General features: G+C 55.7%; 7 protein-coding genes. All 7 read left to right on the forward strand.

Annotation, left to right across the window (positions count from 1 at the left end; all coding sequences use genetic code 11):
• Nucleotides 1–99 precede the first annotated feature (99 nt).
• The 7 genes from Poly21_RS07625 to Poly21_RS07655 all read left to right on the forward strand — a co-directional run bounded on the left by Poly21_RS07625 (nucleotide 100) and on the right by Poly21_RS07655 (nucleotide 11,749).
• On the forward strand, nucleotides 100–2,565 hold the full coding sequence (locus Poly21_RS07625; protein ID WP_146406266.1) for a glycosyltransferase: 2,466 nt from the start codon (nucleotides 100–102) through the stop codon (nucleotides 2,563–2,565).
• A gap of 166 nt (nucleotides 2,566–2,731) precedes the next feature.
• Nucleotides 2,732–3,925 (forward strand): LptF/LptG family permease, encoded by a 1,194-nt coding sequence (locus Poly21_RS07630; protein ID WP_146406267.1) that lies wholly within the window; start codon nucleotides 2,732–2,734, stop codon nucleotides 3,923–3,925.
• Between the two features lie 4 nt (nucleotides 3,926–3,929).
• Nucleotides 3,930–5,726, forward strand: a complete 1,797-nt coding sequence (locus Poly21_RS07635) for an ArnT family glycosyltransferase (RefSeq protein WP_302118021.1) — start codon at nucleotides 3,930–3,932, stop codon at nucleotides 5,724–5,726.
• Nucleotides 5,727–6,707, forward strand: a complete 981-nt coding sequence (locus Poly21_RS07640) for a DUF1207 domain-containing protein (protein WP_146406269.1) — start codon at nucleotides 5,727–5,729, stop codon at nucleotides 6,705–6,707. It begins immediately after the preceding gene.
• Between the two features lie 21 nt (nucleotides 6,708–6,728).
• Nucleotides 6,729–7,208: a GtrA family protein gene (locus Poly21_RS07645; RefSeq protein ID WP_146406270.1), complete on the forward strand. Its 480-nt coding sequence runs from the start codon at nucleotides 6,729–6,731 to the stop codon at nucleotides 7,206–7,208.
• 242 nt (nucleotides 7,209–7,450) lie between these two features.
• Nucleotides 7,451–10,315: a DUF1553 domain-containing protein gene (locus Poly21_RS07650; protein ID WP_146406271.1), complete on the forward strand. Its 2,865-nt coding sequence runs from the start codon at nucleotides 7,451–7,453 to the stop codon at nucleotides 10,313–10,315.
• A gap of 9 nt (nucleotides 10,316–10,324) precedes the next feature.
• The gene (locus tag Poly21_RS07655; RefSeq protein ID WP_146406272.1) at nucleotides 10,325–11,749 is read left to right on the forward strand and encodes a DUF1501 domain-containing protein; all 1,425 of its coding nucleotides are present in this window, start codon (nucleotides 10,325–10,327) and stop codon (nucleotides 11,747–11,749) included.
• Nucleotides 11,750–11,783 lie beyond the last annotated feature (34 nt).

The following is an 11,783-nucleotide window of genomic DNA, read 5'->3' on the forward strand; positions in this document are numbered from 1 at the left end:
GAACTACTGAATATTTCGCATTTCGGGGTTGCAGCGTGAGAGACGTCACGTTTATTCTCTGGAAAACTACTAACTCTTTCGTAACTAGGGAGTGCATGGATGCACCCGCTCACATCCCGTTCTCAATCTGAACACCCTTCGCTGTCGCTTGTTCTTCCCGCCTGGAACGAATGTGAAATAATCACAACGGCGATCCAAGAAGCCGACGAGGCGCTTCGCGGCATCACGGACACCTACGAAATCATCGTGGTCGACGATGGCAGTATTGATGGGACTGCAGAGTTAGTTCAGCGGGTGGCCGAAACAAATCCTGCGGTGAAGCTTGTGCGACACTCTCCCAATCAGGGCTATGGGGCTGCACTGCGAAGCGGATTTGCCGCCGCGTCGATGGACTTGGTGGGCTTCACTGATGCAGACTGCCAGTTCGATCTGACGGAACTGGATCGCTTCATGCTCTTGTCGCAGCGGTATGACGTTGTCTGCGGCTATCGGATTGACCGCAAAGACACGCCGCTACGATGTTTCTACTCGCGTGTCTACAACTTGATGGTGCGTACGTTGCTCGGCACAGAGGTGCGGGATGTGGATTGCGCGTTGAAGGTGTTCCATCGTGATGTCGTCAAAGACCTGCAGATCACTGGCAGCGGGTTCCTAGTGAATTCCGAACTGCTGGTGCAAGCGAAGCAGCAGGGCCGCAACTTGGTTGAGGTTGGCGTCTCCCATCGCCCGCGCACCGCCGGCGAGAGCACGGTGTCGATCCACCACATCCCCAAGGTCCTCGCGAGTTTGGCACGGTACTGGTGGAACCAGGTTCAGTTTCCCGCGTCATCCGCCCCCTTAGCGAACGACAAAACGAAGCAGCACAAAGGTGCGCGACTGGGAGCAATCGCGAGTCTCACCGGTGGATGGGACTACACGCTTGTGCTGCAAATTTCGTTGTTGATTCTTGCGGCAATCTTCATGTTCACGAACTTGAGTTACCCGCTCATTGATCGTGATGAAACTCGCTACGCCGAGATTCCCCGTGAGATGCTAGCGACAGGCAATTGGGTGTTGCCGCAATTGAACTTTCACACGTATTACGACAAGCCTCCGCTACTATATTGGCTGTGTGCGGTTAGCTTTCAACTATTTGGAGTGAGCGAGTTCGCGGCCCGACTCGTGCCTGCCGTGGCGGCGTTGTCTACGATGGCCGCGACGATGTGGTTTGGCACACGCAACTTCGGTAAGCGTATAGGCTTATTAACCGGTGTGGTTCTGATGCTGTCGGTTGGCTTTGCATTCACGAGCCGCTACTTGCTACTTGACGGCGTGTTGACGCTGTTTGTTTCGCTGTCGCTATTTTCCGCATACGAAGCAATTAAGACGAGACAGCTCGATCTCCGCTGGTGGACTCTGTCGGGTGCATTTGTTGGGATCGCATTCATGACCAAAGGTCCGCTTGCCATCGTTCTGTGGTTGCCGCCGGTGATGGCGATGGCCTGGCTATCGGAATCGTTTGCGAAACCAAGGTGGCGACACTATGGGATCGTCGCAGCGGTGGCATCTACCATCATTCTGCCGTGGTTTATCTCGGTCAGCCTGTACGACGCGAGCTTCGTAAAAGAATTCCTGATCACACATAACGTGCGGCGATTCGCGGGTGAGTTTCATCCCAAACCCATTTGGTACTTCATTCCTGTGTTGTTGATTGCGGGACATCCCTGGTCATTTTTGACGATCCCGTACCTGCGATTTTTGTTTGGTCGTCGACAAACCTTTCGGGATGCTCGCCCCCCACTGATCGGATTTCTGTTGCTTTGGTGTACGTGGCTATTCGCATTCTTCTCGCTCTCAAGTTGCAAGTTACCGACATATCTTCTGCCGGCCGCACCCGCCCTGGCGTTGATGTTTGCACATTACTTGGATCAGCTACTCCACGAATCCTCTGAATCCACTGACCATTGGTTTGCCCGTTTCTGGTCGGCCCGATCAGCCACAGCGACAACCTGCCTTGCGGGGTTTGGATTTGTGATTTTTGTGGTGCTAACCCAGCATAATGTTTCGGTCGGCACCTATTTGTGGGCCATGTTCTGGACCAGTCTCTTGATGTCATCGCTGTTGTTGCTCAGTGATCGCCACCAAGCGAAGTTCGCATGGATTACGTCGTCTGTCGTAGCATTCTTGTTTGCGGTGATGGTCATGCACCATATGGTTCCATCCTACAGCCGTTCGCGGACGCTGTTTGGCAATTCTTCGCCACTGAACGAGCAATTGGCGGTATCCACAGTGCCCGCCATCGCGACACTCGAACACGAGTTTTCAGGAGTACCGTTTTATCTCAACCGCAGCAATATTTCCAATTTCGCGAACGCGGAGGATGCCAGATTTGGAGGATTCGTACGCGAGAACCCAAACTGCATCCTCATCGTGGAGCAGAAAGTAAGCGATGAGAAGATCCATAAGGCGCTGCCCCGTGGATCAGAGCTGACCATGATCGGCCAGCGTGGCCAAGCGTTGATTTACCGCGTCCATGCCCCCATTGCGGCACACCGCATCGCACAGAAGAAGAAGGTGGTTCAATGAGCCGCCCTCTCACTCGACTTAGTGGGTGGGGTCAATTGATAACCATGCGTGCTTGCGGTCTACGGCCACGTGTTTTTGGAATTCAACACAATCTCCAGCGAGAGACTCCTACGTTTTCCATGGTGGCATCCACCCGGCCGCCCCTGATTCGAACTCAGCGGGTGCCATGTTAACACGCATTCAGCGGCGGATCGTCCTCGATATCGCAGTCATGTTTTTCACGTCCCTCCTAGTCATCACGATGCTGGTACTGCTAGTCGGTCTGGTTCGAGAAGCCATGAATCAAGGCCTCGGTCCGAGGAGCATTTTGCGATTGATTCCTTACACGCTGCCCAATGCTCTTTCGATGGCAGTCCCCGGCACGGCTCTGTTCAGCGTCTGCTCGGTGTATGGGCGGATGTCTGCGGACAATGAGTTCGTCACCATGCAGTCGGTGGGCGTTTCATTGTTGCCATCAATCTTACCGGCCATCGTGTTAACGACGGTGCTGAGCGTCGCCACAGTTGGATTGATTAACGTCGCTTTTACGTGGGGATTTCATGGCATCGAACGAGTCGTGATGTCTTCGGTTGAGAGCATCGCATACAGAGTCCTCCAGCGGGAACGTAGTTTTCAACACAGTGGCTTCTCAATCACTGTGAGGGGTGTCGAGGGGCGTGATCTCATCGAGCCTCAGATCAAAATCAACCGTCCGCATACGGATCCGGTCACGATTACCGCGCGCACTGCTCAGATGACTTACCAAGACACCGCTCAAGCCCTCGAGTTCCGAATTACAGACGGCTCCGCGTCGGTTGGTAACGCGGCGTCGTTTCAGTTTCCCAACACGTTTGTGCAGACAGTACCGCTCGCCGCCACGTCTCAGGACACCCTGTTGACCGCACATCCTTCTCACATGCCAATGCGCAGTCTGCCGATGGCGTCGCTGCAGCAGCGTGAGGATCTCCTGCGACGTGAGCACGCGATGGCCGTCAATGTCGGGTTTAGTTTGTTGACCTCACGACCTCATCGGATGATGGATGCCAAGTCGCTTGAACGAGAAGCAGGGGCCACCCATAGCCGCCAGCGACTCCATCGCCTCGGAACTGAGATGCAGCGGCGATGGGCCAGCGGTTTTACATGCTTGGCAATGTCGATGTTAGGCATTCCGCTAGCGATCCGCATGAAGGCCTCCGACACAATGACAACGTTCGGAGTCGTGTTTTTGCCGACCGTGCTGGTTTACTATCCGATATTCGCGCTATCGCTCGACATGGCAAAAGATGGGCGCATTCCCTCGGCGGGTGTTTGGATCGCCAATGCAATCTTCATTTTCGCCGCCTTGTTTTTACTTCGTCGACTCATCTATCGGCCGGTGTAAGTATATGATTCTTCTTACTCAGTCCCGACTGCGGAGTTGGTGGAACGATGATCTGTTTCCCGCGGCGATGCAGGTGCCCGCAGGTGACGATCATTGGTCGCGTCGGCGAGTGAGCTATGCGTGGCTCTCCTTGATGGCTGTAGCCCTGTGCGTGCTGTTGCCAAATTTGTCCTACCCGTTGATCGAGCCGGACGAGACTCGCTACGCGGAGATAGCGTTGGGCATGCTTGCCTCTCGAGATTGGGTCAATCCCATGCTCGACGGCCAGCCGTATCTCGATAAGCCACCGATGATGTATTGGTTGACGGCAATGAGTTTTCATCTATTGGGTGTCAATGAGATTGCAGCGCGACTGCCTTCGGTATTCTCGGCCCTCTCGACCATCCTAATCACGTTTGGGCTGGGCCGGCATATTGTGGGCAGTCGTGCTGCCTGGCTGGGCGGTCTGTCATTGGCTCTGTGCGGTGGGTTTATGCTGGCGGGACGTTTTCTTATTCTTGACTCGCTACTCGCCTTCTTGACGACGCTATGTTTTCTGACGGGATACATCGCCGTTCGCAATCAGCAGCATCGCTGGTCATGGTGGATAATTTCTGGAATTGCCTGTGCCTTGGGTGTCTTAACGAAGGGGCCAGTCGCCCTCGTGCTCTGTGCACCGCCACTGCTCGCCAATGGCTGGTTACGCGGAGATCAAACTCGAACACGAATACTGGAATGGACGGCATTCGTGATCCCAATGATTTTGATCTGTGTGCCTTGGTACGTCGCCGTGATGCGATTCAATCCTGCGTTCATGGATCACTTCTTTCTCGAGCACAATCTCAAGCGATTTACAGAAGGATCCAATCACCAGCAGCCGTTCTGGTTTTACGTCCCGGTCATCTTTGGCAGCATGTTCCCAGCGTCACTGTTGCTGCCTTCGGCGATCGTGTTCCTATTCAGCTCCGCAGATCGCAAGCGGAGTCTAAGGACGAAGGACTTAGGGTTGCTGGTTTGCGCTGCCGCGTGGGTACTGCTATTCTTCTCAGTCGCGAGTTGCAAGTTGCCCACGTACATCTTGCCTGCGATCCCATTTTTGGCTTTGATTATCGGCGTGATGCTGGATAAAACGGTTTTGCGCTGTCAGTCGGCAGGAGGCGTAACAACGCACTTAAAGCCGTTTCCCAAGCGAGCATCGCTCATCCTCACGCTGACGGGTGTCGTCGTGATCGGAGCAGACTGGGCAATCGGCGGCATGACATTGGTAACGATCCCTGCCCTTCTTTTACTCGTCATTGTTGCGGCTGTCGTGCTGTTGCTATGGAATTGTCCCGAGGCGTCGTCAGTGAAGGCGTGGGGGGCGACGGGAAGCTTAGCCGTCCTGGTATTGACGATCGCCTCGGCGCAACTGCTGCCAACGATCGCTACGACACGCTCGTTATATGTGAAGACGAAGTTCGCAGCGGGAAAATACCCAGAACGCCGGATCGTATTCTTCGGCGAGAAACCGCACGGAATTCGGTTGCAGATTGATCGCGGTCGAGTGACTTACTTTCCACAGGAACTGCGAGACGAGTTTGTGGCCTTCGTTGCAACTTCGGCGGACCTAATCGTGATAGCGGCAGATGAGGACATCGACAGTACGCGGGCCGCGATCGCCTCGACACACGCCCTCACTGATTCGCACGAGCACGAGCACTTGTATTTCGCCAATCGGATTTGCTTGCACTGTCAGACTACTCTGGAGCTTCCTTGCGCTCAGAAAGATGAACGCCCAATCGCGGTTTCGATCGCCCGAACCATTGACGAGGCGATTCGTTAGATGTTCATTCATCCCCAGTGTCGTACTGTGACGCTATGGATGCGATTGGTTTCGGCCATCGCATTCATGGTACCGAACTGCTGGGAGGCTGCGGGCGACGAGCCGCCCCGTTTATTCGTCGCTCATCAACAAGCTCTCGATCAGATTGAATTGGAGAGTGAGGCTGTATCGCAACGTGTGCGTCCGAATGAGGATCAATACGTGCCCGAGGCTGTCACAGACTTTGCATGGCACTTGCTGCCCGATGGCTTGCTGTGGCGTTCATACCTGGCAGGCCCCCACGAGCCTCGTATTTCTACGGTGATTTTCAAGGACAATAACGGTGGAGTGTTTTGGGACGCGACGCTCGGGGGACGCGTTGGGTTATTGCGATATGGTACCGCTGGTGCGAAACACCCCAGTGGCATCCAGTGGGATCTCGAGGGGGCGACGATCACTCGGCTGGACATCATGCATGCAGAAGACGTGGAGTCCCTCGACTACCGATTCGGCACCGAAATCACCGCCGCCGACGGGCCCTGGGCTATAAAAGTTGGTTACTTCCATATCAGCTCCCACGTGGGCGATGAGTACCTCGTTCGCAATCCGGCATTCCAACGGATCAATTATGTGACGGAATCTTGGATCATTGGTGGAAGCTACGCGCCCAGCCAAACGCTGCGTTTGTACGGTGAGTTTGCCAATGCCTTTCGAGCGTCGGGAGGAGCCAAACGGTATCAGTTTCAAACCGGCGCCGAGTATACGCCGGTCGCCAGATCGCCGCGCGTGGGGGCGCCGTTCGCCGCTGTCAACCTGAATTTTCGGGAGGCGGTTGACGGTAACGTTTCGACGACAGTCCAGGTCGGCTGGTCATTTCAAGGACCGGTGTCGGGGCGGCGGTTGCGATTTGGTGCCCAATACGGTGACGGTCCGACCAGCCAATACTCGTTTTTTCAACGTCGCGAATCGTATCTCGGTTTCGGCACGTGGTTTGACTACTAGGAATTCATAGCAAGGATAATCATGGACGTTGCAGACGATGGGGCACTCACGCCACCACTACCGTTGGTCGCTGCGATCGCTGGGTTGAAACGCCGGCAGTGGATTCGCTATGGCATTGCTGGTGGGATGTCCGCCTTGGTCGACGTCGGCTTGTTTTATCTCCTGGCGAGCTGGGCGCTGCCATGCCTGGACTCCGCCATGGGCGACGAGGTCCGGGCATGGCGATTCGTCGTCGACAAGACGGCTGCGTTTGTATTGGCCAATGGGTTTAGCTACTGGCTCAGTGCACTCTGGGTTTTCACTCCGGGACGACATTCACGCTTCACCGAGGTCGCACTTTTCTTTGCCATCTCGACAATGAGTTATCTGATCGGTGCACAGCTTGGCCGGTGGCTGATCAGTGATTTTGCGCTCGCAACCGAACTAGCCGCGGTTGTCTGCATTTGCGTCGCCACAGTGATCAACTTTACAATGAGAAAACTGATAGTTTTTCGGAATTGACTGGTGATTTGGCGACGGCAATGCGCCGCCGCGAGCGGGGCAGCGTGCGCCGTGGGGCAAGCGGTGGAATGAGGGATATGCGAATTCTTTGCGTTTCGTCGTTCGATGCAGTATGCTGTGTCGATTGCCAATGACTCCAATGCACATTGCATATCCGGTAACATCGGGTCTTGGCAAACATGAGAGCCACTACCGCTTCGTTGTAAGCGGCCCCGCCACCGCTTTCGTCACGTTGCTGAAAAATGCATGCCTGCCCTCCATCCATCATTGCGTCCTCGGTGTTCCTCGCTGGCACGATCCTCTGTAGCGGAAATGGATTCTGTCAGACAAAGGACTTTTCGGCATCCGCTGCAGGTGCCGCGAAGTTGGAATTTTTCGAGACGCGTATCCGTCCGGTCCTGATCGAACATTGCGCGGAGTGCCACGCGGCCGATACCGAGGCAAGTGGCGGACTATTGCTGGACTCACGCGAAGGCTGGCAAACCGGTGGCGATTCGGGAATGGCCATCGACGTGGGCCACCCCGACCGCAGTTTGCTGGTACAGGCAATTAGCTTCGAAGACCCCGACCTGCAAATGCCGCCCGAAGGTAAATTGCCGGCAGAAGTTATTCGCGACTTCTCAACATGGATTCGAGACGGTGCGGAGGATCCTCGAGAAGCCACTGGACCGGTGAGCGCACGTTCCACGGGACTGAAACTTGAAAATGCACAGGATCATTGGGCTTATCAGTCAATTCGGGAAATTGAAATTCCAGTGACCGATGAGGTGTCCGTCATTGATCGCTTGATCAACCGCGAGCTGAGCGCCGCTAGTCTGGCCCCAGTCCCACCGGCGAGCCGGAGTGTGTTGGAACGACGACTATACTTTGACCTAACTGGTTTACCTCCCGACGAAGCCGATCGGGTGCCCGAGGAGGGCTATGATCAACTGGTCGATCGGCTGCTCGAATCACCTCACTTCGGCGAGCATTTCGCGCGTCAATGGATGGATGTCGTTCGTTACGCGGAATCGATCACATTGCGGGGGTTCGTATTGCCTGAAGCCTGGCGATACCGTGACTATCTCGTGACCTCCTTCGCCACCGATCGGCCATTCGACCAGATGATCCGCGAGCAGATTGCGGGCGATTTACTTCAACAGAGCGACTTGAAAGAACGCCAGTTGCAGCTGATCGCGACGGGATTCCTGACGCTGGGCAATACGAACCTGGAACAACAGGACAAAGCTCAGCTGGAGATGGATTATATCGATGAGCAACTCGAAGTCATTGGTCGCGCGTTTCTTGGACAAACGATTGGTTGCGCGAGATGCCACGATCACAAGTTTGATCCCATTCCGACGCGAGACTACTACGCGCTTGCGGGAATCATGAGTTCTGCCGTTGCCCTGGAGCACTCAAATGTATCCCGCTGGGTGGAGCTGCCGCTGCCGCTCTCCGAGACCGACACCGCTCATTTTGATCAGTTGGCCACACGGCTCCAAGCGACAGAACGGAAGCTCGCGGCACTAAAGAAGAGCGTGAAAGCTGACTCCGTCGTGAAGCAGCGAAGTATCCCAGTGGCAGAGCTGCCAGGAGTTGTTGTGGACAACCGCGACGCCACGCTGGTCGGTGAGTGGACGGAATCAATGCACGCGGGGCGTTTCGTCGGCAGCAGCTACCTGCACGACGGCGCGATCGACCGCGGTAAAAAAACGGCAACGTTCGAACCGCCGCCACTACCGCCCGGAGACTATGTGGTGCGGTTGGCTTACACGGCTAGTGGGAACCGCGCCAGCAACGCGTTGATTGGTGTTTCTAGTGCTGATGGGGAAGCAAAGCTGCGAATTGACCAGCGGAAGGCCCCTCCCGAAGACGATGCATGGATCTCACTGGGGACCTATCGATTCGAGCAAGATGGGCAGGCCGTCGTACTCGTCAGCAACGACCGTGCGGATGGCCATGTAATTGCTGACGCAGTCCAATTTCTGCCCGTCGAAACTCTAGCGGCAGTAGCGTCGACGGTCGCGAAAACCAAGGTCCCGACTGAGTCGTCAAAAGAACATATCGCCACAGTTCAGGCCCAGCAAGAGATTCTGGAGCTGACACGTGAGCAGACTCAGTTAAAGGCAGACATCAATAAGCGACCTCGCTACCTGACGCTCAAGCAGACGCAGCCGCCTCGCGACATTGCAGTCCATCTTCGCGGCGATGTTCACAATTTGGGGGAGATTGTGCCACGCGGCGTGCTCAGCGCTGTGGGGAAGAGCCCCTCCATCTCTTCGCAATCAAGCGGCCGAACCGAACTTGCGCACTGGCTCAGTTCATCACAGAACCCCTTGACGGCTCGAGTCTATGCCAATCGCATTTGGAGCTGGCTGATGGGGAGAGGCATTGTCTCGACAGTCAATAATTTTGGCACCACCGGAACGACGCCGAGCCATCCAGAACTTTTAGATTGGTTGGCGTCGGAATTGATTCGCAGCGGTTGGTCGACCAAGCATTTAGTCCGCATCATTGTGCATTCGGATGCATACCAGCGTCGCTCTCGCGCTCCCGATGACATGCAAGAGCAGAGCGACCCTGCCAACAGGCTGTACTGGTGTGGGCAGACACGCCGACTTTCAGCAGAACAACTGCGCGATGCGATGCTGTTGATCAGTGGCGAACTGGACAAGGCGCAAGGCGGTTCATTGGTTCGCCCGGGCACCAATGCGGATTACAACTACCGGCACCAATCGACGCGTCGAAGTCTCTATCAACCGGTGTTTCGAAATTCATTGCCGGAGCTATTCGAAGCGTTTGATTTTGCCGACCCGAGTGTATCCGTTGGACAGCGCTCACGGAGTACTGTGGCGACGCAAGCACTCGTCCTGATGAACCATCCCTGGGTTGTCGAACGCGTCTCCGCCACTGCGGATCAATATCGCAAGCTGGACGAACAGTATGGTCACCGGACGGTAATTGAAACCCTCTATCGCGATTGTTTCAATCGGTCACCAACTTCTGATGAAGTCGCTGCATGTACTAAGTTCTGGCAGGATGGGATGGCATCCCAAGAGAATGATCGTCTGAATTCACTGATCCACGCGATGTTCGCCTCGCTCGATTTTCGATATCTCGAATAGGAATCCACCATGGACGTTCCCATCGTTGGCCGTCGACAGATGCTCCAGCATACGGCTTGCGGCTTCGGCGCACTCGCTGCTCAAGCGTTGTTCGCCGAATCATCACCAATCGGTTCGGCCCCAGCCCTAGGAATCGCCCCGGCAACCCATCAGAAGCCTCGCGCCAAGCGAATCATCTTTCTGTTCATGCAGGGTGGCGTCAGTCAGGTGGACTCGTTTGATTACAAGCCCCTGTTGGCGCAACGCAACGGCGAACGACTCACCTTCGATGATTCTCGCCAACTAGCGAAGACTGGACGCGCGACTGAGCATCGATTGATGCATTCACCGTGGACTTTCCGCCGCTACGGCGAGTCCGGCCGCTGGGCGTCAGACCTGTTCCCCAATATGTCGCGGCACATTGACGAGATGTGCATGTTGCACGCCATGCATACCGAGGGCGTCGCGCACGGTCCCGCGACGCTGTTTTTGCATTGTGGTGCGACCAATTTCATTCGCCCTTCGTTTGGATCGTGGCTGATGTACGGTCTGGGCAGCGAGAACCGGAACTTGCCCGGTTTCGTCTCGATCGCACCCTCGGTGGGCAACGGTGGAGCGAGAAACTACGGCAGTGCATTCCTCCCTCCCCAGTTTCAGGGCACTGCGTTGGGAAATGCAGGCGGAGGAACGTTGTCCATCGACAGCCTGACTCGGGCGGACATGGCGATGGGAAAGCAGCGAGAACAGTTTGAACTGTTGCGAGAACTCAACTCGCTGCAGTTGCAGCGTCGGGGCTCTCAAGACGTAGAATTGGAAGCCGCGATTGAGTCCCACGAACTCGCGTGGAGAATGCAAGGCGTGGCTCCCGAAGTTTTGGATCTCTCGACCGAGTCGAGTCAGACACACGAGATGTACGGTCTGAACGATCCTCACACCAAACGCTACGGCGAACGTTGCCTGTTGGCCCGCCGCCTGAGTGAGGCCGGAGTGCGATTTATTCAAGTCAACTATGGCGATAACTCTGCTAATCCCGCCTGGGACCAACATTCCAATTTGCCCAAACACGCCGACCATGCCCGGGCCGTCGACCAGCCGGTTGCCGCCCTGCTCCAAGATTTAAAACAACGTGGATTGTTGGATGATACCATCGTGTGGTGGGGCAGTGAATTTGGTCGCACGCCTTATGCGCAGGACAACGGCACGGGACGCGACCACAATCCACGCGGTTTCACCGTGTGGCTCGCCGGGGGTGGGTTTCAATCCGGATACTCTCACGGGGCCACCGATGAGTTCGGGTTCCAAGGCGTCGAGGGACGCGTCCACATGCACGATCTGCACGCGACACTCTTGCATCAACTTGGGCTGGATCATAAACGTCTGACATTCGAGCATGCCGGCCGCGATTTTCGATTGACTGATGTCCACGGGCGCATCGTCGATGAAATCATTGGTTAGCCATTTTCGCGATCAGGCTATTCCCTCAAGAACC

The sequence above is a fragment of the Allorhodopirellula heiligendammensis genome, assembly GCF_007860105.1.
GTDB classification, from domain to species: domain Bacteria; phylum Planctomycetota; class Planctomycetia; order Pirellulales; family Pirellulaceae; genus Rhodopirellula; species Rhodopirellula heiligendammensis.

Coding starts and splice junctions, on each gene's coding strand:
- Poly21_RS07625 (WP_146406266.1), top strand. CDS start 100: ATGCACCCGCTCACATCCCGTTCTCAATCTGAACACCCTTCGCTGTCG.
- Poly21_RS07630 (WP_146406267.1), top strand. CDS start 2,732: ATGTTAACACGCATTCAGCGGCGGATCGTCCTCGATATCGCAGTCATG.
- Poly21_RS07635 (WP_302118021.1), top strand. CDS start 3,930: ATGATTCTTCTTACTCAGTCCCGACTGCGGAGTTGGTGGAACGATGAT.
- Poly21_RS07640 (WP_146406269.1), top strand. CDS start 5,727: ATGTTCATTCATCCCCAGTGTCGTACTGTGACGCTATGGATGCGATTG.
- Poly21_RS07645 (WP_146406270.1), top strand. CDS start 6,729: ATGGACGTTGCAGACGATGGGGCACTCACGCCACCACTACCGTTGGTC.
- Poly21_RS07650 (WP_146406271.1), top strand. CDS start 7,451: ATGCATGCCTGCCCTCCATCCATCATTGCGTCCTCGGTGTTCCTCGCT.
- Poly21_RS07655 (WP_146406272.1), top strand. CDS start 10,325: ATGGACGTTCCCATCGTTGGCCGTCGACAGATGCTCCAGCATACGGCT.